Raw genomic sequence first — 25,737 nt, 5'->3', positions numbered from 1 at the left:
GGCAACAGGTAGTGCGGCATACAGGTTGCGTATCTCATCCCAGGCTTTTACGTAAGTAACCGGGTTCGAGCGTGACGAGCGGCCGATAGGGTTCTGGTCAACCATTTCAACCTGTTCAATTTTCTGGTAGTCGCCTTCAATACTGTCATAGGCGCCGGTTTGTTCGGCGTTATAGTTGCCCAGGGTTTTTTGGAGCGCAGGGGCTAATATTCGTTTTACCAAACTGGTTTTACCCGAGCCGGATACGCCGGTTACCACGGTCAAAACTCCCAGTGGGAATTTGGCATTTACGTGCTGCAGGTTATTTTCCCTTGCACCCTTTATCTCTATAAAGTCGTTCCATTTACGGCGGCTCGCCGGGATTGCAATTTGCTCCTTCCCGCTCAAATAACGACCGGTTAAGCTTTTGTCGTCCTTTAAAATCTCATCGTACGTGCCGCTAAAAACCAGGTTACCGCCATGTGTGCCGGCTTCGGGGCCAATATCAATCACGTGGTCGGCGGCTTTCATTATTTCTTCTTCGTGTTCAACCACCAAAACCGTATTGCCCACATCACGCAGAGATTTTAAAACACCAATTAAACGTTGCGTATCGCGCGGGTGCAGGCCGATGCTTGGCTCGTCCAATACATAAACAGAGCCCACCAGGCTACTGCCCAGCGAGGTTGCCAAATTTATACGCTGAGACTCACCACCCGAAAGGGTATTTGATAACCTGTTAAGCGTTAAATAGCTCAACCCAACGTCATTTAAAAACAACAGGCGGTTGGTTATTTCCATCAGCAGGCGCTTGCCCACTTTGGCATCGGTTTCGTTAAGCTCAATAGTTTGAAAGAAATCCAATGCTTTATCCAAAGCCATCAACACAACATCGGTAATGGATTTGCCGTTAATTTTCACATAAGATGCATCTTTCCTTAACCGGCTGCCTTTACATTCCGGACAGGTGGTTTTTCCCCTGTATCGCGAAAGCAACACCCTATATTGAATTTTGTAAGTTTGCTCCTCCATCTCCTTAAAAAACTCGTTAAGGCCACGGAAATACTGGTTGCCGGTCCAAAGCAATTGCTGCTCTTTTTCGGTCAGGAAATTATATTGGCGATGGATTGGAAAATCAAACTTTAAAGCACTTTTAACCAGGTTGTCGTTCCATTCGCGCATTTTTTCGCCGCGCCATGGGGCAATAGCGCCCTCGTAAATACTTTTGCTTTTATCGGGTATTACCAAATCTTCGTCGATGCCAATTACCTTACCGTAGCCCTCGCAGCGTTTACAAGCCCCGTAAGGATTGTTAAAGCTGAAAAAGTTTGGCGTAGGTTCTTCAAAGCGGATGCCATCCAGCTCAAACCTGTCGCAAAAAAAACGCTCTGTTTCGGCTGCAGCATCCGGCTCGGTGTAACGCACGTAACAATCGCCCTTGCCTTCAAAAAATGCAGTTTGTATCGAGTCACCAAGGCGGCTGTAGGTTTCATCTTCTTCGTTTTTGGAGATACGGTCGATTACAATTCTTACCGTTTGGATTGCCGCCTGGGGAGCAACCTCCTCAGCCACGACCTCTGCCTTTTTGCTTTTTGCCTTGGTCTTCCCGGCTTTCGCTTTCACCCCAACTTCTTCCCCGTTTACTTCTTCAACCAGCCAGCTGCCATCGTCCACAATGCTCATATCCTCCAGCAAATCCTCAATTTTGGATAATTTGCCACGGAATTCGACCCTTACAAAGCCTTTTTGCATCAATACGGCCAACTCCTCTTTCAGGCTGCGGTTATTGTGCGGGTAAAGCGGGCAAAGTATAGTCACCATGGTTTCGGCCGGCAGCGTCATTATAAAATTAATGACATCAGTAACCGAATCTTTCTTAACCAAACCGCCTGATACCGGCGAAATAGTTTTGCCGATACGGGAAAACAGGAGTTTTAAATAATCGTAAATTTCAGTTGATGTACCAACGGTTGACCGAGGGTTTGAAGTGATAACCTTTTGCTCAATAGCTATTGCGGGGGCAATTCCTTTAATATAATCAACATCGGGCTTGTTCATGCGGCCCAAAAACTGGCGCGCGTATGATGAAAGGCTCTCTACATAACGGCGCTGCCCTTCGGCATAAAGCGTATCAAAAGCCAGCGACGACTTGCCCGAACCCGACATACCGGTGATCACCACCAGCTTGTTTTTAGGTATGGCCACATCCATATTTTTAAGGTTGTGTACCCGGGCGCCTTTTATAATAATATGATGTTGAGGGTCTTTTTCTGCTTCTTCCATTTAGTTCATAGTTCATGGTTCATAGTTCATGGCAATAACAGGTTACCTAATGAGCTACAGACAGTTATTGGGCATAGTTTTGGCGTGCTTTTTCACTGCAAATAGCATTCCGGCTATGAACTATGAACCATCAACCATGAACTTTCGCCCAAAATGCAAAAATCCTAAAATATTTAGCAGAATCCAAATGAGTTTTAGAATTAGTGGGGAGTTATCTGCCTATTTACTAAATAGTTTGCATTGGGCTGACAATTGCCGCTAAAACCTTTTGAAATGCTTTCAGTCTATGTTTTAACCATATAAAACAAGGAAAAATATTTATCGTGAAAAATAATATTTGTTTATTTGGTGATAATTTGTTTTATTTGGGATAACAATTTTTTAATCCCTAAAAGATAACGCTATAGAAGAAACTCTACTTTAATAAAATATTTAAATACTTAAGTAAGTAGTTTTCTATGGATTTTCAATTGAAGAGTGACCAGGATTTAATCCATCTTTACATTGCGGGTGATGAAGGAGGGCTGGTTGAATTAATTCGCCGCTACCAATCAAAAATATATACTTCCATTTATTTGCTTGTTAAAGACGAATACCTCGCTGAGGATATTTTTCAGGATGCGTTTATTAAGGTGATAAATACCTTAAAAGCCGGAAAATATAACGAAGAAGGTAAGTTTTTGCCGTGGGTAACACGTATAGCTCATAATTTAGTGATCGACCATTTCCGCCGTGAAAAACGAGCGCCGATGATTAGCAATGGCGATGATTTTGATATTTTTGAGGTGTTAGGAAATTATGACGAAAGCACCGAAGACCGCATGGTCAGAGAGCAAACGTATAAAGACCTGAAATCATTAATCCACCTGTTACCTGCAGAGCAAAAAGAGGTGTTGATTATGCGCCACTTTGGCGATATGAGCTTTAAAGAAATTGCCGACATTACCGATGTAAGCATCAATACTGCCCTTGGCCGTATGCGCTATGCGCTTAATAATCTGCGCAAAATGATGCAAAGCAAGGAGTTGAGCCTTAAAAACTAGAGAATAGTTAATTAGAAGTTAGATATTAGGTCAGAAAGTTTACCGGTGCAAAATCGCCAGTTAAACTTTCTGACTTTTTTATTTGAGAACGCCTGGTTGGTTAATTATCGGCTGCACAACGCATTCCGCCCTGGAATATTATTAACTATCCCATAAACATTTCGCAATCTCCCGCAGTTTACTATTTTTACAATCCAATTAATCATCACTCTAAAGCGTTACCCAATGATAGTTATAAGAAACCACCCCGAATTTGAATCCTACCTCGGTAAAGAGATTGGCATTTCAGGCTGGCACACCATAACCCAGGAACAGATAAACAAGTTTGCTGATGCGACCATCGACCATCAGTGGATACATACTGATCCGGTGCGGGCCGAAAGTGAAGGCCCTTTTAAAGCCACCATTGCGCATGGTTACCTAACTGTATCCTTGCTGCCTTACTTTTGGCACCAGATTGCAGATGTGCAAAACCTTAAGATGCAGATAAACTACAGCATCGAAAATATCCGCTTTGCGCAACCCGTAAAAGTCGACAGCCAGGTGCGCCTGCATGCCAAATTGGTGGCCATTGTTAATTTGCGTGGTATTACTAAAGCAACCATTGGTGTGACCATGGAGATTGACGGCGAGAAAAAACCGGCTTACACCGGCGAGGTGGTATTTTTATATCATTTTAACTCCTGATAATACTTATTGGGTATAATTAAAAGATATATTGCTCTATTATACCGACATAAAATTAAGTCAAAGGAAATTGTTGGGGTTTTAATATATTTATCCCATGAAACATACCTTTATCCTTATCGCCGTTGTGGCATTTTTTGCAACGGGCTGTATATCTTCAAAAAACGACCCAAAGCCTGGCGACGGTGCTTCAACATCCGACAGCTATTTCCCGGTTACTTCCGGCAGCACGTGGACTTATAAAGAAGAAATTGCCGGTGCCACAAGCTCGACAGTGATAAAAATGACGGGGAACACAAAAACGTTTAATGGCAAAAGCTATTACGAAGCAACCAGCTCGTCGACCGTAAAGGGGAACACCTTAGGTTATTTTTACACAGCTAATCATGATTTTGCGATACTCCAAACCATTCCGAATTACGGGATTAACATAGAAATACGTTTGGGGAACGACACCAAAGCGGCAGGATATAGCTGGACTACCAGCCCAACTGCTGATGGTTACGTTAATGGTTTCCCGGCACAAATGATAAATACCATTAAAGAAAAAGGCATAACCTGGGTTGTTAACGGCAAAACTTTCACCAATGTAATGCATACCCAGGCTGACCTTCAATATGATTTAGGTTCCGGTTTTATGAGCTATTCGGTTTATGATTTCTACCTTGCCAAAGGCGTTGGTATGATAGAATCGGATACCGGCATTTCGGGCTCTATTTATGATAAGGAAACCATCTTGAGTTATAACGTGAAATAAGTTAACTCTTCTCTTCCCACACCACGCACAAGTGCAAAATGGTGCCTACCGCTTTTTGCATATCCTGTACCGATACCCATTCGTGTTTGCCGTGAAAGGCGTGCTCGCCGGCAAAAATATTGGGGCAGGGCAAGCCCATGAACGACAGTCGCGAACCATCCGTGCCGCCGCGAATACTGCATAGTTTTGCATCAAGCCCGGCGCGTTTTATGGCTTCCATGCCGTACTCAACAATCTGCGGGTGCTTGTCCAGTACGCTTTTCATGTTGCGGTATTGGGGCTTTATATCAAGCGTATAGGTTGAGCCGGGAAAGTTTTTTAATGCCTTATCTGCAACATGGCGGATTACATTGGCATGTTCAATCAGTTTATCATCCTCGAAATCGCGGATGATGAAATCGATGCTTGCCGTTTCCACATGGCCCTCAATGGCTACAGGATGCACAAAACCCTGCTTGTTTTCAGTTCCTTCGGGCGATAAATCATAAGGCAACGATGCTACTATCTGCCCGGCAATTTTTATGGCACTTTCCATTTTGCCTTTGGCAAAGCCCGGATGCGAGCTCACTCCCTTTATCACCAGCTTCGCGCCATCGGCACTGAAGGTTTCGTTCTCCATATTGCCTGCGCTTTCGCCATCCATGGTATAACCGGCATATGCGCTAAGTTTTTTAATATCAGCCTTATCGACTCCCCGGCCAATCTCTTCATCGGGTGTAAATAATATGCGGATAGTGCCGTGCTTTATTTCAGGGTGATTGATTAGCTGGTAACAGGCATCCATAATTTCGGCTACGCCGGCTTTGTTATCAGCGCCTAAAAGGGTAGTACCGCTGGCAGTAATTATGTCGTTACCCAGCTGGTTTTTTAAATCGGGGTGTTCTGTAAGTTTTATTATTTGCGCTGTGTCATCGGGCAAAACAAGGTCCTCGCCATCATAATTTTTGTGTATTATTGGTTTTACATCCGTACCGCTGCAATCGGGCGCCGTATCCATGTGCGAGCAAAAACAAATTACGGGGACAGCCTTGTTAACATTTGCAGGTATTGTTGCGTATACATAGCCATATTCGTCCATGTGGGCATCAGTAACGCCCATCGCCAGCAATTCGGACACTAACAATCGCCCCAAATCTTTTTGTTTTGGCGTTGAGGGTGTAGTTTCGGATGCCGGGTCGGATTGAGTATCAATGGTTACGTACCTTAAAAACCGTTCGGTAACCGTGTATTTGAGCAACGAATTAATATTCATATTAAGCAATATGTCACTAAAATTTTTAATTTTGAGGAAACAGTATAATATTACTCCAAAATTGTAAATATTGCGCAAAATTTATCAATTGAAAAGATATATTTTATTAATAGCCCTTGTAATTTCTACTGTTGCTGCCAATGCGCAGGCTGGTTACAATTATTATCAATTTGGCGTCGGTTTTGGCGCAAGTTATGAGCGTGGTTATACGAATGTCCCTAAACAAAGTCAAAACTTTACCGGGCAAATCTTTGGTACTTATAATTTCAACCCTTATATCCCCATGGAATTGGAATTGCAGCGTGGCAATTTATCGGGCGGAGGGCTAACTGTTGATAAGGACAGGTACGGTCGCCAGTTTACCAATAATTTTTTGGCGCTTTACATGCATGCCGATGTGCAGCTGGGTGCGTTCATTGATTATGAAAACGACTGGTTTTTAAATGCAGTAAAAGGATTTTATGCAGGCACCGGTATCGGAATAGTTAGCAACAATAATAAAGTACAGCGTACAAATGTAATTTTAGCCAATGGCGGCACCGACTACGTTTTCCCGGGGAAAGACAAAAGCATTAATTTTTCGATACCGCTAAGGGTGGGTTATGAGTTTAAAATATACGACTCATACGCCGAACCAGGCTGGGCAATTGATGTAGGCTACGTGCACAACATTGTTTTTGGCGAAGGTTTGGATGGCTACGACGACCCTACCTCGAAATTTAAGAATAATGCAACTAACCAGTACCGGCAGTTTACAATTGGCTTCAAGTACTTCTTCGGTACAACGGTATCCTATAACAAGCTGGTTAGGACTTACGGATTTTAAGCATGAATATTGAAGAACTTCGTGATTATTGCCTGCAAAAGCCTGCGGTGACTGAGGGTTTACCCTTTGGCGAGGATACGCTGGTATTTAAAGTTGCCGGCAAAATATTTTTACTTACCAGCATAAGTCAGGGAGCAAGCTTTAATGTAAAATGCGAGCCCGAACTTGCCGTTGAACTGCGCGAAAAATATACTGAAGTACAGCCCGGCTACCACATGAACAAAAAGATGTGGAACACAGTTAGCCTTAACGGCACACTCACCAAAAAACAACTTCACGATATGATTGACCACTCATACAACGAAGTGATTAAAGGTTTGCCTAAAAAGCTGCAGGAAGAGCTGGCCGCAGGTAACCAATAAAATACATTTTTATTCGGCGCCGGTAATTATATTTGCCAAAAGCCCTTTTCATGAAAACTCTTTTATCGGCCCTGTTTTGCTGCTTTGTTTTTTTTAACGCAAGCGCCCAGCTCACCCCTTTTGAACTTAGTAAGGATAAACACTACACAGCCACTTACAGCGAGGTTATTGCTTATTACAAAAAACTTGCGGCCACCAACCCGCAGATGAAATTGATCAATTACGGCACTACTGATATCGGCAAGCCTTTAACACTGGTGGTGTTATCGCGCGATAAGGTGTTCGACCCTGCTTTAATCAAAAAACAAAACAAACGTGTGCTGCTGATAAACAATGGCATACACCCCGGCGAGCCGGAAGGCATAGATGCCAGCATGATGTTTGCCCGCGACCTGCTGAAAAAAAATGCGCTGCCCAAAAACATTGTAATTTGCATGATAGCCCTATACAATATTGACGGCGCCATGAACCGTGGCTGGAGCCGCGTGAGCCAGAACGGGCCGCGGGCCTATGGTTTTAGGGGCAATTACCGCAACCTCGATTTAAACCGCGATTTTATTAAGGCCGATAGTCGCAACGCGCTGGCTTTTGAGCAGATAGTAAACACCTGGAACCCTGAGATCTTTTTGGATAACCACACCAGCGATGGCGCCGACTACCAGTACACCATGACGCTAATTGAAACCCAAAAGGATAAGCAAAATCCAATACTCTCAAAATATACTTCAGAAACTTTAACGCCAGAACTTTATAAACGTATGAAAAAAGGCGGTTATGAAATGATACCTTACGGCGCAGGGGAGCGTGGTTTGCCCGATTCAGGAATCGTAAGTTTTTTGGAAACGCCGAGGTTTGCTACGGGCTATACGTCACAGCGCAACATCATCAGCTATATTACCGAAACGCATATGCTGAAGCCGTTCGACAAACGGGTGTGGGCCACCTACGAATTTGAAAAGCACCTGGTTGATATTTATGAGCGTGATGCCAAACTGGTAGGCGAACTGAAGCATAAGGCTGATGAGCAGGTGGCTCAGCAAAAAACCTTTGCCATGGACTGGGACGTCGACCACGACCATATCGACACCATCACTTTTAAAGGCTACGCTGCCCTGTACAAACCCAGCGACATTAGCGGTCTGAAACGTTTATATTACGACCGCAACCAGCCATATACCAAAACTGTAAAGTATCTGAATACCTACAAAGCAACTGAAACAGTTGATAAACCGCTGGCCTATGTAATACCGCAGGCCTGGGGCAAAATCATAGACCTGTTTAAGCTGAATAGTGTTGCTATGCGCCGCCTGACACACGACACCTCGCTTACCCTGCAGATGTATTATATCGACGATTATAAAACCCCGAATAAGCCTTACGAAGGGCATTATATCCACAGCGCCGTAAAGCTTAACCCTATTACTATGCCGGTTAAATTTTATGAGGGCGACTACGTGGTTTACACTAACCAGCCACTGAACCGTTACATAGTTGAAACTTTGGAGCCGCAGGGTGTAGATTCTTTCTTTGCATGGAACTTTTTTGATTCGGTTTTGGGCGAGAAGGAGTATTTCAGCAATTATGTGTTTGAAGACAAAGCCGCTGAGATGCTGAAAACCGATACAGAGCTAAGGAAGAAACTGGATGATGCCAAAGCAAAGGACCCTAAACTGGCCGCCAGCGCGGGCGCACAATTAAACTTTTTGTACCGCAACTCTATCTATTTCGAAAAAACATATCTTCGCTACCCGGTAGGCAGGATTGTTACCGATACTAAACTCGATTTGAAATAATGGAATATTTGCAGACGGCCCCAGTGGCCTCCTTTATATTTGCTTTTACTATTCTTACTTCGGTTTGGGCATTTTATAGCGATAACATTTATGCCCAATTGATATTGCACCCGTTCAGCGTATACCGCGGTCAGCGTGTTTATACCGTTGTGAGCAGTGGATTTATTCACGCCGACATCATGCACTTGCTGTTTAACATGCTTTCATTTTCCTTTTTTGCGTTTGGGCTTGAACCGGTTCTGGGGCACTGGCAGTTTGGGGTGCTATACTTTGTCAGCCTGATTTTAAGTGACCTGCCCACAGTTTACAAGCATAAAAACGACGAATGGTATCACAGCCTCGGGGCTTCTGGTGCAGTGAGTGCGGTTATATTCAGCTATATTCTGTATAGCCCTGTTTCACCGCTGGGGCTTATGCTGATACCCGGATTTCAAATGCCGGCTGTGGTTTTTGGTGTACTTTACCTTATTTATTGTAATTATGCTGCCAAGCGTGCCGCAGATAATATCAATCACGATGCGCACATGTTTGGCGCACTGAGCGGATTGTTAATAACCATTGCGCTGCACCCGCACGTTGTAAACGGGTTTATAAATCAAATTACCGAGAAAGTTCAATCGTGGATGCATTGATATAGCTACCATCCGGGTTAAATAAAAAACTCATAGGCTGCTCGGGATTTTTAATAATCTCGAGTAGTAAAAAGCCCCAGTTTTTCCAAAAGCTTTCCAGCACCTGTCCGTATATTTTATTTAGCCAGGTATCAAACAATGGCTTACTGCTGGTGCCACGTAAAGGCATCGCTTCAATATAAATTTCGTCGTTAGCCTCCAGTACGTTATACTCCGGCAGACGATTAAACAGGTAAGCCGAATAAAATACCCGCCCGCAAAACTCCTCAAATTGTATTGGGTGCAGTACTTCTTCCTTTATTTTATCGTAAACCTCGCGGTGATACGAATAATTTGCGCCATTATCCTGCAAACACATCACCAGCCCAAAATCGCGGATACGGAGCGAAAAAGTAAGTGTGTTTATCTCATCGCGATAGCCAAACTCGGCGGGGTTATTATCAACCTTAAACAAAAAAATACTGTAGGGCTTAAAGTCTTCAAACACCACAGGCAGGTTAAGGCTTTGCAGCATTAAATGCAGGTTATCGAATTTATGGATGATTGATTGTGATATGTTAAATTCTTCGCCTTTGGAGTGCTGTAGTTTTATTCCGCCTTGCACTTCATTAAAAATCAGCCCATAAAGCATTTTGGCCGCCCACTGAAAAAGCAGCTGGTCATCTAATTCTTTAACAGCATCGTAACCCGATTCAAAGGCAGCGGCAATTTTATTTTCAAGCGGCTCCAGGTACTCGTCATTAACAGCGGCGGCACACGGTATTTTAATGTCCTTATAGGTGGCCATGCTTTCATCAAGCATTTTAAATGGCTTATCTTCCAGCTCGTAAAGGCTCATTAACCACTGTGGGAACACCTGCACGCGTTCCTCTTCCGACGTTAGCGCCTGCCCGGTTAAAAAGCAATTACGGTTGCCGAATTTAAAAGATTGGAACGGATGATAAATTTGTTGGCCCATGGCCGCAAAGATAAGCATCAAATCCGACCGGAAAATTTTAGCTTTGAATTTAACATGAAGCTGACTTACCAACCATTCGAACTGCTGCTGCGGCACACTTTTACAATTGCGAAATTTTCGCGTACCTCAACGCCGCTTATGCTTATACAAGTTGAGCACGAAGGCAAAACCGGCTACGGCGAGGCGTCAATGGTGCCCTACATGGGCGAGAGCTTTCAAACCGCCACCGATTTTTTAGGCAAGGTGGATGCCGCGCAGTTTAAATACCCTTTTGATTTTGACGCGATAATAGCTTACCTGGATGAAATTGCCCCCGGCAACCCCGCCATTAAGGCAGGCATCGACATTGCCCTGCACGACCTGGATGGCAAGCTGCAAAACAAACCCTGTTGGCAGTTGCTGGGTAGCAGCCCTGCAAATATGCCGGCAACCAGTTTCACCATCGGGATTGATACGCCCGAAGTCATCATCCAAAAAGTAAAGGAAGCGCCGGACTGTAAAATAATAAAAGTAAAACTTGGCCGCGACAGCGACCGCGAGCTGATAAATACCATTCGCTCGGTAACCGATAAACCACTATTTGTCGACGCTAATCAGGGCTGGACCGATTTGGAGCAAAGCCTCGACCTTTGCCACTGGCTGCACGAACAGGGTGTGTTACTGATAGAGCAACCCATGCTGAAAACCGATATCGACAGCAATGCCTGGCTTACCGAGCGCAGCCCGATCCCCATCATCGGCGATGAAGCGGTGCAGCGCCTGCCTGATGTGGAAAAGGCAAAAGGAGTTTACCATGGCATCAACATTAAGCTGATGAAATCGGCAGGAATGTATGAGGCTCACCGGATGATATTAAAAGCCAATGAACTTGGTTTAAAGCTGATGATAGGCTGCATGAGCGAAACCAGCTGCGCCACCCTGGCCGGGATAGCGCTTGCCCCGCAATGCGACTGGGCTGATTTGGATGGGCCGTTTTTAACGAGTAATAATCCTTTTAAAATGCCGGAGTTTGTGGATGGGAAGTGGGTGTTGCGATACAATGCAGGATTGGGTATTGAAATTTAAAATGCAGCTCGCTTTTTCAAACTCGCATACGCTCTCACCGGGAACGTGCCTGCTCCTTCAATTTTTGGCGGCACGGCGCTGAACAGGTAACCGCTTTCGGGCAGCAATTCCAGGTTGCACATGTGCTCAACTATCAATATTTCTGCACCAAGCAGGGTGGTATGCACAGGCCGGGTTTTGCCGGCGGTGTTATCAATATTATGGCTGTCGATCCCGACTAGTTTTACGCCGCATTCTTTTAGGTAAATGGCTGCTTCTTCTGTAAGGTATGGGTGGCCTTCAAAATAATCGGTGGTGTTCCAGTGTTTTGCCCAGCCGGTGTAAATCAATACGGCTTTGTTCCTGATTTCTTTGCCGGTAAAGTATTCTTTACCAATTTCGGTAGCATCTTTTGCATTTATGGTGATGGCCTCAAGCTCCGCACATTGTTCAAGTGCTATTTGCGATAAATCCATGCCGTGTTCAAACCTATGAAAAGGGCAATCCAAATAAGTACCGGTATTGGTAACCATCTCGATTTTGCCAATCTGGAATTCGGTGCCGGCTTCATAAAATTGTTTCGAGTTCTCGCGGCTCAAATAATCGCATATGATAGGTGCGGGCAGCCCTTTGTAGGTTACCAGGCCATCAAAAACGGAGTGGCTTAGATCGATGAGTTGTTCATCGGCCGCGATGTTTACGGCAGTCCGCTTATGTTTTTCTTCGATGTAATACTTGTTAAGGATTTTTACTTCGCCAACCATCAGCAGCTGCATATCCTGCACAACGTAATCGGCGAGGGCCTTATCGTCAATGGTGTCGCCATCAATATCCAGCCGAAAGTCCTGTCCCTGTATGCCGCCGCCATTGGTGAAAGCTATATCGAAATCAAAAACAACTCTTTTATCGGCCATAAGTACTTAGTTTGAAAAGTTATCGGTAGACGCCCCTGCCACCGGTTAAAAATAGGAAATTGTTACCGCCTGGCAAACTTAAGCAGGTATTTACGGACACGTAACTATCCGCTCAAATCCATTCCCCCATCAAATTTCAATTTATTACCTTTGCCCCGTTGCTATATTTTACATCATGAGCGAAGAAAAGTCATTAAATTTTTTAGAGGAGATAGTTGAGGCCGATATTGCTGCCGGCAAAAACAGCGGCCGTGTGCTTACCCGTTTCCCGCCCGAGCCTAATGGTTACCTGCATATCGGCCATGCCAAATCAATATGCTTAAACTTTGGTTTGGCGCAGCGTTACGGCGGACAAACCAATCTTCGCTTTGATGATACCAACCCCGCCAAAGAAGAAGTTGAATACGTTGACAGCATTAAGGAAGACGTAAAATGGCTTGGCTTTAATTGGGCTAACGAACTTTACGCGTCCGACTATTTTGATACGCTTTACGAATTTGCAGTTACGCTGATAAAAAAAGGCCTTGCCTACGTTGACGATAGCACTTCCGAAGAAATAGCAGGGCAAAAAGGCACGCCAACCGAACCCGGTACGCCAAATCAATACCGCAGCCGCAGTATTGAGGAAAACCTGCAGCTGTTTGCCGATATGAAGGCAGGCAAATATCCAGATGGCGCAAAAGTATTGCGTGCAAAGGTTGACCTTGCCTCGCCAAACATGCTATTGCGCGACCCGTTGATGTATCGTATAAAGCATACCCATCATCACCGCACCGGCGATACCTGGTGTATTTACCCGATGTATGATTTTGCGCATGGCGAGTCGGATGCCATTGAGGAAATAACCCACTCTGTTTGTACCCTCGAATTTGTATCGCACCGCGATTTGTACAACTGGTTTATCGAGAAGTTGGAGATTTTCCCTTCAAAACAATATGAGTTTGCCCGTTTAAACCTTAACTACACCGTAATGAGCAAGCGCAAGCTGCTACAACTGGTTGAGGAAAAATACGTTGAAGGCTGGGACGACCCGCGTATGCCAACCATCAGCGGTTTGCGCCGCCGTGGCTACACGCCTGCTTCTATCCGCGAGTTTTGCGAACGCATCGGCGTGGCTAAACGTGAAAATATGATAGACGTGAGCCTGCTGGAGTTTTGTATCCGCGAGGATTTGAATAAAACAGCCTGGCGCCGTATGGCCGTGCTCGACCCTATTAAAATGGTTATCACTAACTATCCTGAGGGCCAAACCGAATTGCTGTTCAGCGAGAACAATCCTGAAGTTGAAGGCGGCGAAGGCGGCAGGGAATTGCCATTTAGCAGCGAGCTTTGGATTGAGCGCGAGGATTTTATGGAAGAGCCTCCAAAGAAGTTTTTCCGCCTGGGTGTTGGCCTGATGGTGCGCCTCAAAAGCGCCTATATTGTTAAATGCGACAGCTTTGTTAAAGATGCCGAAGGCAACGTGACTGAAATACACTGTACTTATATTCCCGAATCAAAATCGCAGAACGATACCAGCGGCATACATGTAAAAGGCACCATCCACTGGGTGAGTGTGCCCCATGCAAAAACCGCTGAAGTGCGACTGTACGATCGCCTGTTCAAGGTTGAAGATCCATCAAACGAAGACGGTGATTTTAAAGAATACATCAACGCAAGCAGCCTGCACATATTAAACAACGTGTATATCGAGCCTGACCTGGCAACGGCCGTACCCGGTAAAGGTTACCAATTTATGCGCAAAGGATATTTTACGCTGGATAAAAACTCAACTACTGATAAGCTGGTGTTCAACAGAACAGTAACGCTGAAAGATGGGTGGGTGAAAAAATAAGCTGGCAGTTTGACTTAGCCGTTGGGTATTAAAAATACTCGATTTATTCAATATTAACGTGGCATTAATCGCGTCGGGTCAAAACCCGGCGCTTTGTGATTTTTTAATCCTATAATCTTCTAATCCTGTAAATCTTAGTTAAAAAACGCACATTTGCATATCATTCCCGAAAACAGCCGGGGACACATCAACAACAATGTCATTAGCCGATTTTTTTACACCCATCGACCAAAAAATGATTGTCCCTGCAAAGGGGTATTATACCAGTCAGCTGGGGAGCAAAATTGAATTTTATTCGGTTGATTTTCCATCGATGGCTGATAAAACAGATATCGCTATCATTGGCGTGCAGGAAGACCGCAATGCCGTCAACAACCCGGGCTGCGCGTTAGGTCCCGATTATGTGCGCGAAAAGCTATACCGTCTTAACGAGGGTAATTATAACACCAAGATCGTCGACCTTGGTAATATTCGCCGTGGTGCTACTGTTACCGATACATACATTGCTTTAAAAACGGTGGTTAGCGAGTTAGTCAAAAAAGATATCATCCCCATCATTATCGGCGGCGGGCAAGACCTTACCTACGCCCAATACCTGGCTTATGAGGATCTGGAGCAAAAGGTAGACCTGGTGATTGTTGACTCGCATTTTGATTTGGACGACGACGACAGCAAACCGGATAGTATTGAAACCACGTCCGAATCATACCTCAACAAAATATTTCTGCACGAACCAAATTACCTGTTTAATTTCAGCAACCTTGGCTATCAGACCTTTTTTACCAGCCAGGATAGCCTGCGGGTAATGGACAAGCTCTATTTTGATGTACACCGGCTGGGAGAACTAAGCGGAAATGTTGCCGTAGCCGAGCCCATCATCCGCAATGCCAGCATGATAAGCTTTGATATAAGCGCTATCCGATCATCTGATGCCGTGGCGAATGCCAATGCAACGCCAAATGGTTTTTATGGCGAAGAGGCCTGCCAGATAGCCCGTTACGCGGGGTTTAATGACAAGCTTACGTCGATAGGGTTTTATGAGTTTAACCCTGCTTATGATAATAATGGGCAAACCGCAATGCTGCTGGCCCAAATGATCTGGTATTTTATGGATGGAGTGTATAACCGCAAGCGCGATTTCCCACTCAGCCCAAAATCACAGTATTTGATATATAAGACCAGCCTAAAGCACGATGAGCACGAACTGGTGTTTGTAAAAAGCAAAAAATCCGACCGCTGGTGGATGCAGGTTCCTTACCCTGCAGGCGGCTCAAAAAACGAGCGCTTTCACCTTGTGCCCTGCCAATATGACGATTACAAGACCGCAGTTTCGGGCGAAATGCCCGACCTTTGGTGGCGCACGTATCAAAAATTAAATTAAGCTGTATAATTCAATCGTCGTTTTAACGTTAACACAGCTTACACGCTGATGAACAGATGAAGAAAGTATTTTTTTTAGTAGTAGCATTTTTGCCCTTTTTAGTACAGGCGCAAACCGAAGAGACCTTTGCGATAAAAGGCAAAATAGGGAGTTTGGACGCGCCTGCGCGGGCTTATTTAATATACAAACTTGGCGCTAACCAGGTAATCGACTCCTCGCTGGTGGCGGGAGGCAGTTTTGATTTTAAGGGCAATATATTGAACCCCACCAACGCCATTTTAGTGGTTGACCATAAGGGCATCGGTTTTAACAAGCTGGACAGCACTGCCGATATACTGCATTTTTATATTGATAAAGGTGAGTTTGCTATAAACAGTCCCGATTCGGCGAAGAAGGCAAAAGTTACCGGCTCGAAAATAAACGACGACGACAAAAACCTGACAGCACAGCTTGAGCCGATAAAGGCGCGGGCACAGGTTTTGGCTTCTGAAGGCATGAAAGCCGGCGCCGAAAAAAATACGCCCGAATTCAGGAGCGCGATGCAGGCCAAATACAAAAAGCTGCAGGCAGACCAGAAAACGGTCATCAAAAAATTTATACTCGGCAACCCCGACAGCTATTTGAGCTTGCTGGCCCTGTATGATGTTGACGGCCCGTCGCCCGACCCTTTCGAACTGGATTCGTTATACAAAACGCTTTCGCCGGCTTTGCGCAATACCGAAACCGCCGTTAACTTTATGAAGGCACTTGAGCCGCTGAAACACACAGCCCCTGGAGCAATGGCGCCCGATTTTACGCAGAACGACGTAAACGGCGTGCCTGTGAAGCTATCATCGTTTCGTGGTAAATATGTTTTGGTTGATTTTTGGGCCTCGTGGTGCGGCCCTTGTCGCCAGGAAAACCCCAACGTGGTGCGGGTATACAATAAATACAAAGAGAAAAACTTTACTATCCTTGGCGTATCGCTCGACAGGCAGGGCGCCCGTGCCGACTGGCTGTCAGCCATCAAAAACGACGGCCTTAACTGGACACAGGTATCGGACCTAAAGTACTGGAGCAACGCCGCAGCGGCCCTGTTTTATGTATCGTCCATCCCGGCAAACTTCCTGATTGACCCTAACGGCAAAATCATAGCGAAAAACCTGCGTGGTGATGATTTGGATGAGAAACTAAAAGAGGTGCTGGGTAAATAAAACGTCATCGTCAAACAACAGATTTTCCTTTCGTAGCCTTTTTTTGACAATTGCCGCACACCTTTCATCAATTAAATTTTTTAAGTTTACGTTTCAAACAAAAAATTAAACTGATGAAAAAGATTGTACTAATGGCATTGGCAGGCTTACCGGCGCTTGCATTTGCGCAAACCGGCAAATATGTGGTGCAGGGTTCCATAGGTAATTTAAATGCCCCGGCCAAAGTCTACCTGCAATCGCGCAAGGATGGCAAGCCTGCTACCGACTCGGTGGTGGTTGTTAATGGCAAATTTACTTTTACCGGCACAACAGGCGCAGCGCCATCAATGGCATACCTGCAGCTTAATCAAAAAGGCACCGGCCCGGGCTATCACGATTATAAAAGCATATACCTTGAAAACGGCACTATAACCGTTAACAGCCCCGATACCCTTGCCGATGCAAAGGTTGAAGGCACCAAAACCAACCTTGAAAATGCCAAATACGATTTGGCCCGCAAACCGATAGACGACGCTTACACAGCTTTAGAGGCGAAAATGAAAGCAGCCTCTGACGATGTTAAAAAATCAGAAGCTTTTCAAAAAGAAAACGAAAAAACCGAAAAAACAATTGAAGCACAGGGGACACAGATTGATGTTCAATTTATAAAGGATAATCCAGACTCGTACATCTGTTTAAACCTTTTACCCGGCTTTGCTTACGGGCATGACTATGCAGAAATAGCCCCGTTGTTTAACAGTTTATCACCAGCCGTAAAATCGTCGGAAAGCGGTAAGAAATTTGCCGAATTGCTGCCAAAAATGAAAAATGTTGCCATGGGTGCTATTGCACCAACGTTTGCCGAGGCTGATACTGCCGGCAAAATGGTTAACCTGTCATCGTTCCGTGGTAAATATGTTTTGGTTGATTTTTGGGCATCGTGGTGCGGCCCTTGCCGTATGGAGAACCCTAACGTGGTTAAGGCATACAATCATTATAAAAACCAGAAATTTACTATTATAGGCGTGTCGTTAGACAGGCCGGGAGCAAAACAAAAATGGATGGATGCCATCCATAAAGATGGTTTAACATGGAACCATGTGTCTGACCTGAAATTCTGGGACAGTGCAACTGCCGGTTTGTATGCCGTGCGTGCCATCCCTCAAAATTTCCTGCTCGACCCGGATGGAAAAATCATCGGTAAAAACCTGCGCGGCGAAGACCTTGAAAACAAATTAGCCGAAATTTTCGGGAAGATTTAATTAGTACGGAAAATCGGTAAAGACCGAAAGAAGGAAAGAAAAAGTCCGGAAGAAAGAGTCGATCAGACCCTTCGTTCCGGACTTTTTTGTTGGTGGATAAATCAATAACGGGTGTTAACCACCAGGCTGACCAGCTTTAGGATGTTTCTCGGTCTTCCGTTTACTGAAACGTTACCGTTTTAACACTTTGCTCATTGCCAGTTAATAATACCAGGCGATTACCGCCTGCGCTGGAAAACAACGGCAACAAAGTATAGGTGCTTAGCTTTACGTCCAGTTCTTTTGCAAAATGCACCGGGGCATCCATCAGCCCATCGTTATTAATTGTAATAGCCACCGGCAGCTTGTAGTTTTTGTAATATTTATCGTCGATGTATTTACCATATATATCGTTAAAAACAATGGCCAGCTTGTTATTGATAATGCCAGATGCTACCATAAATTGTTGATCAACATTGCGCGACTTCCAGTTATTGCGGCTAACCGGCAAATCAAACTTTTTGTTTCCGTCGCCGCCGAAAGCAGTTACAACAATATCGCCATGCTCATAGTTGAAATTCTCCTCCGCGTTTAGTGCAGCCATCCCAGTTTCCCTGTTAGGCTCTTTTTCTTCCTTATATTGCTCGCCCACCATAAAAAATGTATCGCCGTTGTAAACAATATTACGGGCAGTCATATTTGTTATTGGTTTATCAAACTTAAAGGTTTTTACTTCCTGTGGTTTCGAGGAATTAAATAACCAGGTACCAACCGCCTGCACATCGCCCATCGAAAACGTTTTCTTTTGCTGCGAATAGCCGGCAATTACCAGGTCGCCCGCGGGGTTTACACCGGATACGTAGTTCAGCACCCTCAAAGCAGGGTCAGCAATAATAACCGGGATAATGCTGCCTGTAGCCGACCCTGCCTTAGCCTGGTAAACAACAGGATATTTGTATGACTTATCAAATTCTTCGGATATGATATACAGGTCGCCTTTGTCTGACGCGAGGAAATTCCATACAGATATTTCTTTGGTATAGCCTGCAAAGCTGAACTGGCCGGTACCGGTAACTTTCAGGGTTTCGTCCAGCAAAAAGTATTTAAACTGGTCGGGCATATTTTTTTCGTGGGGTAGCCGGCCTACTACGGCAATGTGTTTTTTATCCGGGGTAACGGTAGTGTACCAGTCGCCGGCGTTGCTCATTTTTACAAAATCAATGCTGCCTACCGGTAAGTCGGTGTTGCTGATGGTCCCGTTTTTGTCGACTATACGGGCAGTAAGTGTATTCTTGCCATTGTCTTTGCTCCTGCTTTCTACAAAAGCGACAATGGAGTTGCCGGCAACAAGCAAACTGTTTACTTCCGCATTGTTATTAAATGTGCCGCGGTTTATCCTTATCTCTTTGTCGATATTAATGCTGCCGGTTTTATCAGCTACAATAAGGGTGTTTATTTTTTCGAAATGTTCAACCCGTTTTATTATAAAATAGTTGGCGTTATCATCAGAAAATGACGAAAATTTAGGCTGTTTTATTGTTTTAAATTCCTGGCTGTTATTTCCCTGGTTTACTTTTACCTGGGCCTGCGCGCCTATGAAGGCAAAAATGGCTATAGTGCTTAATATATAATTTTTCATACTGTTATTGATTGTTTTGCTGACGTGTTTTAAGCTCGGAAAAAAGCATGTCATATCCAATTTTTGTTCTCCTGTCTGACATCGACAGGTTAATGTTGTTCATTTTATCTAAAGTACTTTGACCATCGCTTACGTTGCCTTCGGCAAAATAAGCTTCCAGCAGGTTAAAGTATATCACCAGGGTTATGTCTTTATTAATGCGGGCCTTTTTGTTGTTTGGGTCCGCCTCTTTTAACGCAGTGTTCCACAAACCACAGGCTTTGTCTAATTTCGCTTTGGCACCAGCCGCATCCTGCTGTAACATAATCAAGCCTGATGACGCTTCGTTAAAGGCCGTGGTCATATCCTGGTATTCGGCATCGTTGTTTTTTATATAATATAGGGTGGCGGTGCGCTTAACTTTTGAGAAACCGTACTTATCGTTTAGCAGAGTGTTTATAAATTTTAAGTTTTCCTGTAATACTTTTTCGGCCGATGTTTTTACAAGCAGCTCCGTATTAATCCTTACGGGCGTTGTGGTGGCATCGCTTTTGTAAATTTTATAGGAATTAAGCTCCGGCGGTGTTAAGCTTAGCTGTTCCTTGCCATCGGGCGCAAAAACCTTCACCGTCATGGGGTGCCTGTACGAAAATTCGGTGTGATACAAGGTGGTTTTATGAACGCCGTTGTTGCCGCTGCCCAGGCTTACGCTTTCCTGCTGTTCATCCATATTGCGGGGCACAGTATGATCGTACCCAAAAAGGGTTACCACAATTTTCAACGCATTGGTTGGGTTGTTTTGATAGCCTTCCAGATTAATATAGGTCGACCCGAGGGCGCCGTAGTCATATGATGATTGTAAATCGGGGTAGGGCACCTCCGTCATATAAGGCCTGTTGGGCAGCTGCTTTACCGGCTTTCCGTTGCCATTAAGCGAGGTTTCAACAATTTTTGTGCCCAGCGACTTTTTGTTGTACTCAGCCATTTCCTTATCATACCTTGCTTCTGCGGCCTTTACAAGTACGGGGTAATCAGCCAGATCTTTTCTATATCTGTCGACAGCGGCACGTTTCTCCTGCTCGTAATTTTTCATTAATTGCTGGTTTTTCGCTTCGTAAGCGGCCTCAAGTACTACCTGGAAATTTTTGATGTTTTTGTCCACTGCAACTGCAGGTGGCTTGTTATAAAAATAGGGTATTTCGTCAGATTTTATCTTTTGTGCGAAACAGGCGCCGGTTATAATCACCAGCACAACAGTCAGCCACGTTTTAAGCGCTTTTTTCAAAATAATTAAATTTAGTAATTGATTTATTGGAGTAATGGGGCGGTTATTTTTTTGATGCGGCCCATTTATTATATTCATCCACAATAGCATCCAGGCTTGTTAAGCCGTATCCTTTTTCTTTACGGTCAATTTTGCCGGCAAGCTCGGTATCATCGCCAACCAGTTTTAGCATACTCTTCCTGAAACCTAAAAACAGAGAGGCATTGCTTACGGGTTCTTCATCGCCTTTTTGTAAAACAACTTGTTCTTCGCCCAGGTAATAAATGTATTCGCCAATTGCGCCTGGTTTTAAAACCAGTAAAAAATTACGCCCGTTTTTGCCGAATCCGATGTTTCCGCTATAGTTCATGCTTTTGTACTGAAAATTTTCAATCGAGTACCCAACCAGGTCGGCGGGTTTAAAAACGATTTTTGTGCGTAAGTCATCAGCATCAGTGTAAAAAAGGCATTCCCGCTGATTGGCTTCTTTGCCCTGGTTAAAAATATACCCCTTAATAACCTGCCCATCGGTTTTGGTTATGCTACCGGGATATAGGTGCCTGTCTAAATTGAACTTACCCGTTTGGGCATTGGCTTGTATGCTGATAAGTGCTATCAACATTGTTGTGCAGAGAATTTTGTACATGGAGGTTTATACGGTTTAGAAATGTTTATGGCTATCGGTTTCAGTTAAATTACCATTAAAAAATGTTACGCAACAATAATTAGCTATAATAGCATCTGGGTGTAACAACTATTTTACACTCGACAAGGGCCGGAATAAATCGACCTTTTTTGCCGGGTATTTGCTTTGCCTGGTATTAGGAAATCAATTTTCTTATCGATATTTTTGATTTGCGGATTAAACCTTTATGCGACTTTTTTGTCTAACTGAAAAAGTGCTTTTAATTTAAAGGAGCCGATACTTAAAACCGGAAACTTCTGTTAATAAGATTATAATAAAAATATGAAAACGTTATTCAAATATGCATCAGGGTTGTTTTTAACCGGGATGCTTTCTGTGTTAATGGTTGCCCCGGCCAGTGCGCAGCGTGGTGCAAGCCATGGTGGCGGTGGCGTTCGTATAGGTGGCGGCGGCAGCATGGGCGGAGGCTTCAGGGGAAGTAACTTAGGTATTGCACGCCCGGCAACTGGTGTAGGTGTCCGCGGCAATAGTGGCAGCTTTGCCGGTGTCAGGCCAAATTCAGCGGCGGTAGGTTACAGGGGACGTACGGGCAATGACCTGGGCGGCTCAACCGGTTACCACGGCGGCGCGTTTTACCGCACCGGCCTAGGTTACTATGGTTACCCGCACATTGGTTTCTACCTTGGCTTTTTGCCTTATGGCTATTACCCTTTTTACTGGGGTTCATCGTTATATTATTACTACGGGGGCGTGTTTTACAGCCCTTACGATAATGGTGGATACCAGGTTACCGAACCGCCTGTTGGCGCAGGCGTGCCAGACTTGCCTGAAGATGCACAGCCAATAAAAATTGACGGCGTACAGTTTTACGAGCTGGACGGTGTGTATTACAAAGAAACCGTTGACGACAAAGGCAAAAAAATATACGTAGTGGCCGGGAAAGATGGCGTGCTGAACACCAACGACAGCGCTACCGATCCTAATGCAAACATAGCCGCACCACGCGTGGGCGACATTGTAAACCAATTGCCCGATGACTGCCGCAAGGTGTCGTTAAACGGTAAAAAATATTTTGTATCCCCTAACAATATCTATTACGAAAAAGTAACTGGTCCGGATGGTAATACCGCATACCGGATTGCAAGCCTGCCCGCCAACGACGGCAAAGATATTTAATTGCCGATACGAAAATAGTTTTATGGAAAGGCCCCTATTGATCGGGGCCTTTTTTATTTCATACGACCGTAAATATTATTTAGTGTACCAAATATTGGGCAGGTACCCCCTGCACCGCTGATTAATTATTAGTCACAGCGCAATATGTGTTGAAATATTTCCTCCTGGTAATTAATATTATATCAAACGAAATAAGATTTCAAATGTCCGCATCATTGCCTTTTGGCATCCGCTTTGTATAATTGCATTTATACATTTCAGTAAAATATGAAAACTTTTCAATTTAAGGTGGCTACGCTTGGTGTAGCTTTAGCATTAGCCGGTACATTAGGAACTAGCTGTAACTCGTTAACAAAAACACAAAAAGGGGCAGCCATTGGTGTTGCCGGTGGCGGCGTATTAGGCGCACTGGTCGGCAAGGCAGCCGGTAATACTGCACTGGGTGCAATAGTAGGTGGCGCCGTTGGCGGTACTGCCGGAGCGCTAATTGGCCACAAAATGGATAAACAGGCTGCCGAAATAAAACAAACCGTTCCGGGCGCAACTGTTACCCGCGCGGGCGAAGGCATAATTGTTAATTTTAGCTCGGGCATTTTGTTTGATACCGACAAGGCCGACGTAAAAGCCGCAGCACAAACAAACCTGCAAAAACTGGCAGCATCGCTGCAAAGCAATCCCGAAACAAACATCCTGATAGTTGGACATACCGACAATACAGGCTCTGATGCGCACAATATGGAACTTTCTATACAGCGTGCACAGGCGGTAAAATCGGTAATTACAGCTAATAACATCAGCGGTTCGAGGCTTACCGTACAGGGCAAGGGCGAAACCGAGCCAATTGGCGACAACACCACCGTTGACGGCCGCGCTCAAAACCGTCGCGTTGAAATTGTTATTGTAGCAAACGATAACATGAAATCAAGCGCCAAAACTACAGGACAGTAATTAAGAGTCAAGAGCCCAGAATCAAGAGTCAAGATAAAAAGATGAACCCTGCCCAATGTGGCGGGGTTTGTTGTTTTATGGCTTGGTTATTTGCTGTTTTTAATCTAAAATGGCCCACAGTTGATCAGGGCTTTAAAAAGGCAACAATTTTTGGCGTAACATAACATTGTGTTTAAGGCGGGTAAAGGCCTGACAGAAAAGCGGGCCAGGGAGTCTGCCCTGCAGCGCTGAAGCTTTTTTCTGTCTTGATTTTTTGGTTACTTTTTTATCAAGAAAAAAGTAACAGCCCCCGCGGCAATTGAGCGGGGTGGACAATAGGTTGATACTAAAAACTTTATTTCGAAGCAACCCGCCGTGCATTAAGTACATTTCTCGCGTGCAGAGGCCTTTGCCCTCATGCTTCGAGTGTATCAGCATGACACCCATTTCACGCAAAAAAGCCGCTCCATTCAGAAGCGGCTTTCCCATTAAAAGTATAACCTGCAATAAAATTACACGGTCATAATATCTTTTTCCTTAGCGTCCGACAGCACATCAACTTTAACAATATAGCTATCGGTAAGCTTTTGAATTTCGGCTTCGCCGGTTTTCATTTCGTCTTCTGATACACCTTCGGTTTTTAGTTTCCTTATTTTTTCGTTGGCATCCTTGCGGATGTTGCGGATAGCAATTTTACCTGTTTCGGCTTCCGCTTTGGCTTTCTTCACCAGGTCGCGGCGGCGCTCTTCGGTAAGCGGGGGTACGTTTATGCGGATGATAACACCGTCGTTTTGCGGGTTAACGCCCAGGTTGGCTTCCATAATGGCTTTTTCTATCGGGCCCAACAACGACTTTTCCCAGGGCTGCACCACAATGGTACGCGCATCAGGGGTGTTAACGCTGCCTACCTGGTTCAACGGGGTAGGACTGCCGTAATAATCAACCACAATATCATCGAGCATGGAAGGACTAGCCTTGCCGGCGCGTATTTTTAGTAATTCGCCGTCGCAGTGTTCAATGGCTTTTTCCATGTGGGCGCGGGCGTCGGTAACTTGTTTTTTAATGAGTTCGCTCATTGTTTTGCTGATTTTGGTGACAAAAATAATAAAAAAGTCCGAAAGTAGGGAAGACGGAAAAGACCGAACGACAGAAGATAAATTTTGTTTGATACCAGGCCGCCCGGGGCACAGCGCAGCAGGTAATAAACGTTCCTGTTCACAGTGAAACACAAGGAACAGGGTGGAACAGCGCAAAGTCATCCCGCAGCACTAAAAGCGCGGTTTCTGCATCAGTAACGCAGTTTTTTATAATTTACCAGGCCAAAAAACGAGAAAAGTACTGACAAATTGGTGTCAGCACTTTTCTCATTTTAAATTACTATGCATTTTTAGGACAGGAAAGTATTTGCCGGCCGCCGGCCGCCCACTGCAAACTATTTAAAAGTAATGTTTGTAGTACTTTTACACAATGGCCGATGTACATTCCAAAGAAACGCGGAGCTACAACATGTCGCGCATACGTAGTAAGGATACCAAGCCCGAAATGCTGGTGCGCCGGTTTCTGCATAAAAACGGTTTCCGCTACCGGCTGCATGTAAAAACGCTGCCCGGCAAACCGGATATCGTGCTGCCGAAATACAAAACGGTAATATTTATACACGGGTGTTTTTGGCATGGGCATGAGGGGTGCAGGTATTATGTTGTGCCGAAAACAAGGACGGAATGGTGGCTAAATAAAATTGGCGGCAACATTGCAAACGACAACAAGGCTAAAGCAGTCTTACAAGATGCGGGTTGGAATATTATCACAATTTGGGAGTGCGAATTAAAGAAATCTTCGCTCGAAGAAACGCTGAAAAACCTGTTAAATTCTCTCCATAAAATTTCCTAACAATATCAAAAGTTCACTTATATCCGATTGACTTATAGTCGAATACGCGATAGCTTGC

Annotated in this window: 24 protein-coding genes; 15 read left to right on the top strand and 9 right to left on the bottom strand. The window is 44.6% G+C overall.

Annotation, left to right across the window (positions count from 1 at the left end):
- Window positions 1-2,262: excinuclease ABC subunit A (locus Q0R52_RS11365; protein ID WP_295794773.1), on the bottom strand; the 2,262-nt coding region annotated here is incomplete at its 3' end.
- Between the two features lie 458 nt (window positions 2,263-2,720).
- On the opposite strand from Q0R52_RS11365, the gene Q0R52_RS11360 reads away from it, so the two are divergent.
- The 3 genes from Q0R52_RS11360 to Q0R52_RS11350 all read left to right on the top strand — a co-directional run bounded on the left by Q0R52_RS11360 (window position 2,721) and on the right by Q0R52_RS11350 (window position 4,749).
- Window positions 2,721-3,305: a sigma-70 family RNA polymerase sigma factor gene (locus tag Q0R52_RS11360; RefSeq protein WP_295794772.1), complete on the top strand. Its 585-nt coding sequence runs from the start codon at window positions 2,721-2,723 to the stop codon at window positions 3,303-3,305.
- 225 nt (window positions 3,306-3,530) lie between these two features.
- Entirely contained in the window at window positions 3,531-3,992 is a 462-nt protein-coding gene (locus Q0R52_RS11355; RefSeq protein ID WP_295794770.1) for a MaoC family dehydratase, read from the top strand.
- A gap of 97 nt (window positions 3,993-4,089) precedes the next feature.
- Window positions 4,090-4,749: a hypothetical protein gene (locus Q0R52_RS11350; protein WP_295794769.1), complete on the top strand. Its 660-nt coding sequence runs from the start codon at window positions 4,090-4,092 to the stop codon at window positions 4,747-4,749.
- A 1-nt stretch (window position 4,750) separates the two neighbouring features.
- On the opposite strand, the gene pepT is transcribed toward Q0R52_RS11350, so the two are convergent.
- Window positions 4,751-6,001: a peptidase T gene (gene pepT, locus Q0R52_RS11345; RefSeq protein WP_295794768.1), complete on the bottom strand. Its 1,251-nt coding sequence runs from the start codon at window positions 5,999-6,001 to the stop codon at window positions 4,751-4,753.
- Window positions 6,002-6,089: 88 nt separating this feature from the next.
- Here pepT and Q0R52_RS11340 point away from each other — a divergent pair, with 88 nt between their 5' ends.
- Genes Q0R52_RS11340 through Q0R52_RS11325 form a run of 4 tightly spaced genes read left to right on the top strand, consistent with a single transcriptional unit; the run spans window position 6,090 to window position 9,614 of the window.
- On the top strand, window positions 6,090-6,827 hold the full coding sequence (locus Q0R52_RS11340) for an outer membrane beta-barrel protein (RefSeq protein ID WP_295794767.1): 738 nt from the start codon (window positions 6,090-6,092) through the stop codon (window positions 6,825-6,827).
- A 2-nt stretch (window positions 6,828-6,829) separates the two neighbouring features.
- A complete protein-coding gene (locus tag Q0R52_RS11335) occupies window positions 6,830-7,189 on the top strand; it encodes an MmcQ/YjbR family DNA-binding protein (RefSeq protein ID WP_295794766.1) in 360 nt (119 codons plus the stop codon).
- A gap of 50 nt (window positions 7,190-7,239) precedes the next feature.
- Window positions 7,240-8,982, top strand: a complete 1,743-nt coding sequence (locus Q0R52_RS11330; protein ID WP_295794765.1) for a M14 family zinc carboxypeptidase — start codon at window positions 7,240-7,242, stop codon at window positions 8,980-8,982.
- Complete coding sequence (locus Q0R52_RS11325) at window positions 8,982-9,614, top strand: rhomboid family intramembrane serine protease (protein WP_295794764.1); 633 nt, start codon at window positions 8,982-8,984, stop codon at window positions 9,612-9,614. Before Q0R52_RS11330 ends, Q0R52_RS11325 begins: the two co-directional genes overlap by 1 nt.
- Here Q0R52_RS11325 and Q0R52_RS11320 read toward each other — a convergent pair.
- The gene (locus tag Q0R52_RS11320) at window positions 9,583-10,572 is read right to left on the bottom strand and encodes a hypothetical protein (protein WP_295794763.1); all 990 of its coding nucleotides are present in this window, start codon (window positions 10,570-10,572) and stop codon (window positions 9,583-9,585) included. The two genes, Q0R52_RS11325 and Q0R52_RS11320, sit on opposite strands and share 32 nt — an antisense overlap.
- Before the next feature lie 54 nt (window positions 10,573-10,626).
- On the opposite strand from Q0R52_RS11320, the gene Q0R52_RS11315 reads away from it, so the two are divergent.
- Window positions 10,627-11,637, top strand: coding sequence for a dipeptide epimerase (locus Q0R52_RS11315; RefSeq protein WP_295794762.1), 1,011 nt, complete (start codon window positions 10,627-10,629; stop codon window positions 11,635-11,637).
- Here Q0R52_RS11315 and Q0R52_RS11310 read toward each other — a convergent pair.
- Window positions 11,634-12,530 (bottom strand): cyclase family protein, encoded by an 897-nt coding sequence (locus Q0R52_RS11310; protein ID WP_295794761.1) that lies wholly within the window; start codon window positions 12,528-12,530, stop codon window positions 11,634-11,636. The genes Q0R52_RS11315 and Q0R52_RS11310 overlap by 4 nt on opposite strands.
- A gap of 175 nt (window positions 12,531-12,705) precedes the next feature.
- Between Q0R52_RS11310 and Q0R52_RS11305 the strand changes: the two genes are divergently transcribed.
- The 4 genes from Q0R52_RS11305 to Q0R52_RS11290 all read left to right on the top strand — a co-directional run bounded on the left by Q0R52_RS11305 (window position 12,706) and on the right by Q0R52_RS11290 (window position 18,179).
- Window positions 12,706-14,364 (top strand): glutamine--tRNA ligase/YqeY domain fusion protein, encoded by a 1,659-nt coding sequence (locus tag Q0R52_RS11305; protein WP_295794760.1) that lies wholly within the window; start codon window positions 12,706-12,708, stop codon window positions 14,362-14,364.
- A 196-nt stretch (window positions 14,365-14,560) separates the two neighbouring features.
- Window positions 14,561-15,745, top strand: a complete 1,185-nt coding sequence (locus Q0R52_RS11300; protein ID WP_295794759.1) for a formimidoylglutamase — start codon at window positions 14,561-14,563, stop codon at window positions 15,743-15,745.
- Between the two features lie 56 nt (window positions 15,746-15,801).
- Complete coding sequence (locus Q0R52_RS11295; RefSeq protein ID WP_295794758.1) at window positions 15,802-16,938, top strand: TlpA disulfide reductase family protein; 1,137 nt, start codon at window positions 15,802-15,804, stop codon at window positions 16,936-16,938.
- 113 nt (window positions 16,939-17,051) lie between these two features.
- Window positions 17,052-18,179: a TlpA disulfide reductase family protein gene (locus tag Q0R52_RS11290; protein WP_295794757.1), complete on the top strand. Its 1,128-nt coding sequence runs from the start codon at window positions 17,052-17,054 to the stop codon at window positions 18,177-18,179.
- A 160-nt stretch (window positions 18,180-18,339) separates the two neighbouring features.
- On the opposite strand, the gene Q0R52_RS11285 is transcribed toward Q0R52_RS11290, so the two are convergent.
- The 3 genes from Q0R52_RS11285 to Q0R52_RS11275 are packed head-to-tail and all read right to left on the bottom strand — an operon-like array spanning window position 18,340 to window position 21,686.
- Window positions 18,340-19,797: a hypothetical protein gene (locus Q0R52_RS11285; protein WP_295794756.1), complete on the bottom strand. Its 1,458-nt coding sequence runs from the start codon at window positions 19,795-19,797 to the stop codon at window positions 18,340-18,342.
- 4 nt (window positions 19,798-19,801) lie between these two features.
- Entirely contained in the window at window positions 19,802-21,061 is a 1,260-nt protein-coding gene (locus tag Q0R52_RS11280) for a hypothetical protein (RefSeq protein ID WP_295794755.1), read from the bottom strand.
- A gap of 43 nt (window positions 21,062-21,104) precedes the next feature.
- On the bottom strand, window positions 21,105-21,686 hold the full coding sequence (locus tag Q0R52_RS11275) for a hypothetical protein (RefSeq protein ID WP_295794754.1): 582 nt from the start codon (window positions 21,684-21,686) through the stop codon (window positions 21,105-21,107).
- Window positions 21,687-22,007: 321 nt separating this feature from the next.
- Here Q0R52_RS11275 and Q0R52_RS11270 point away from each other — a divergent pair, with 321 nt between their 5' ends.
- Both Q0R52_RS11270 and Q0R52_RS11265 read left to right on the top strand, forming a co-directional pair.
- Window positions 22,008-22,862 (top strand): DUF6515 family protein, encoded by an 855-nt coding sequence (locus Q0R52_RS11270; protein ID WP_295794753.1) that lies wholly within the window; start codon window positions 22,008-22,010, stop codon window positions 22,860-22,862.
- 267 nt (window positions 22,863-23,129) lie between these two features.
- Entirely contained in the window at window positions 23,130-23,810 is a 681-nt protein-coding gene (locus tag Q0R52_RS11265; protein WP_295794752.1) for an OmpA family protein, read from the top strand.
- Window positions 23,811-23,942: 132 nt separating this feature from the next.
- Here Q0R52_RS11265 and Q0R52_RS11260 read toward each other — a convergent pair whose 3' ends face one another.
- Together Q0R52_RS11260 and frr are read right to left on the bottom strand one after the other, a co-directional pair.
- Window positions 23,943-24,278: a hypothetical protein gene (locus Q0R52_RS11260; protein WP_295794750.1), complete on the bottom strand. Its 336-nt coding sequence runs from the start codon at window positions 24,276-24,278 to the stop codon at window positions 23,943-23,945.
- A 23-nt stretch (window positions 24,279-24,301) separates the two neighbouring features.
- Entirely contained in the window at window positions 24,302-24,865 is a 564-nt protein-coding gene (gene frr, locus Q0R52_RS11255; RefSeq protein WP_295794749.1) for a ribosome recycling factor, read from the bottom strand.
- A gap of 391 nt (window positions 24,866-25,256) precedes the next feature.
- Between frr and vsr the strand changes: the two genes are divergently transcribed.
- Complete coding sequence (vsr, locus tag Q0R52_RS11250) at window positions 25,257-25,679, top strand: DNA mismatch endonuclease Vsr (protein WP_295794748.1); 423 nt, start codon at window positions 25,257-25,259, stop codon at window positions 25,677-25,679.
- Window positions 25,680-25,737: the final 58 nt, after the last annotated feature.

The organism is Mucilaginibacter sp., assembly GCF_025359345.1.
Lineage (GTDB): Bacteria > Bacteroidota > Bacteroidia > Sphingobacteriales > Sphingobacteriaceae > Mucilaginibacter.
This window is presented reverse-complemented; position numbering and strand designations above follow the sequence as displayed.

What these genes read in the sequence shown, in the direction of transcription:
- Q0R52_RS11360 (WP_295794772.1), top strand. Translation starts at nt 2,721, where the DNA reads ATGGATTTTCAATTGAAGAGTGACCAGGATTTAATCCATCTTTACATT.
- Q0R52_RS11355 (WP_295794770.1), top strand. Translation starts at nt 3,531, where the DNA reads ATGATAGTTATAAGAAACCACCCCGAATTTGAATCCTACCTCGGTAAA.
- Q0R52_RS11350 (WP_295794769.1), top strand. Translation starts at nt 4,090, where the DNA reads ATGAAACATACCTTTATCCTTATCGCCGTTGTGGCATTTTTTGCAACG.
- pepT (WP_295794768.1), bottom strand. Translation starts at nt 6,001, where the DNA reads ATGAATATTAATTCGTTGCTCAAATACACGGTTACCGAACGGTTTTTA.
- Q0R52_RS11335 (WP_295794766.1), top strand. Translation starts at nt 6,830, where the DNA reads ATGAATATTGAAGAACTTCGTGATTATTGCCTGCAAAAGCCTGCGGTG.
- Q0R52_RS11330 (WP_295794765.1), top strand. Translation starts at nt 7,240, where the DNA reads ATGAAAACTCTTTTATCGGCCCTGTTTTGCTGCTTTGTTTTTTTTAAC.
- Q0R52_RS11325 (WP_295794764.1), top strand. Translation starts at nt 8,982, where the DNA reads ATGGAATATTTGCAGACGGCCCCAGTGGCCTCCTTTATATTTGCTTTT.
- Q0R52_RS11320 (WP_295794763.1), bottom strand. Translation starts at nt 10,572, where the DNA reads ATGGGCCAACAAATTTATCATCCGTTCCAATCTTTTAAATTCGGCAAC.
- Q0R52_RS11315 (WP_295794762.1), top strand. Translation starts at nt 10,627, where the DNA reads ATGAAGCTGACTTACCAACCATTCGAACTGCTGCTGCGGCACACTTTT.
- Q0R52_RS11310 (WP_295794761.1), bottom strand. Translation starts at nt 12,530, where the DNA reads ATGGCCGATAAAAGAGTTGTTTTTGATTTCGATATAGCTTTCACCAAT.
- Q0R52_RS11305 (WP_295794760.1), top strand. Translation starts at nt 12,706, where the DNA reads ATGAGCGAAGAAAAGTCATTAAATTTTTTAGAGGAGATAGTTGAGGCC.
- Q0R52_RS11300 (WP_295794759.1), top strand. Translation starts at nt 14,561, where the DNA reads ATGTCATTAGCCGATTTTTTTACACCCATCGACCAAAAAATGATTGTC.
- Q0R52_RS11295 (WP_295794758.1), top strand. Translation starts at nt 15,802, where the DNA reads ATGAAGAAAGTATTTTTTTTAGTAGTAGCATTTTTGCCCTTTTTAGTA.
- Q0R52_RS11290 (WP_295794757.1), top strand. Translation starts at nt 17,052, where the DNA reads ATGAAAAAGATTGTACTAATGGCATTGGCAGGCTTACCGGCGCTTGCA.
- Q0R52_RS11285 (WP_295794756.1), bottom strand. Translation starts at nt 19,797, where the DNA reads ATGAAAAATTATATATTAAGCACTATAGCCATTTTTGCCTTCATAGGC.
- Q0R52_RS11275 (WP_295794754.1), bottom strand. Translation starts at nt 21,686, where the DNA reads ATGTACAAAATTCTCTGCACAACAATGTTGATAGCACTTATCAGCATA.
- Q0R52_RS11270 (WP_295794753.1), top strand. Translation starts at nt 22,008, where the DNA reads ATGAAAACGTTATTCAAATATGCATCAGGGTTGTTTTTAACCGGGATG.
- Q0R52_RS11265 (WP_295794752.1), top strand. Translation starts at nt 23,130, where the DNA reads ATGAAAACTTTTCAATTTAAGGTGGCTACGCTTGGTGTAGCTTTAGCA.
- Q0R52_RS11260 (WP_295794750.1), bottom strand. Translation starts at nt 24,278, where the DNA reads ATGGGAAAGCCGCTTCTGAATGGAGCGGCTTTTTTGCGTGAAATGGGT.
- frr (WP_295794749.1), bottom strand. Translation starts at nt 24,865, where the DNA reads ATGAGCGAACTCATTAAAAAACAAGTTACCGACGCCCGCGCCCACATG.
- vsr (WP_295794748.1), top strand. Translation starts at nt 25,257, where the DNA reads ATGGCCGATGTACATTCCAAAGAAACGCGGAGCTACAACATGTCGCGC.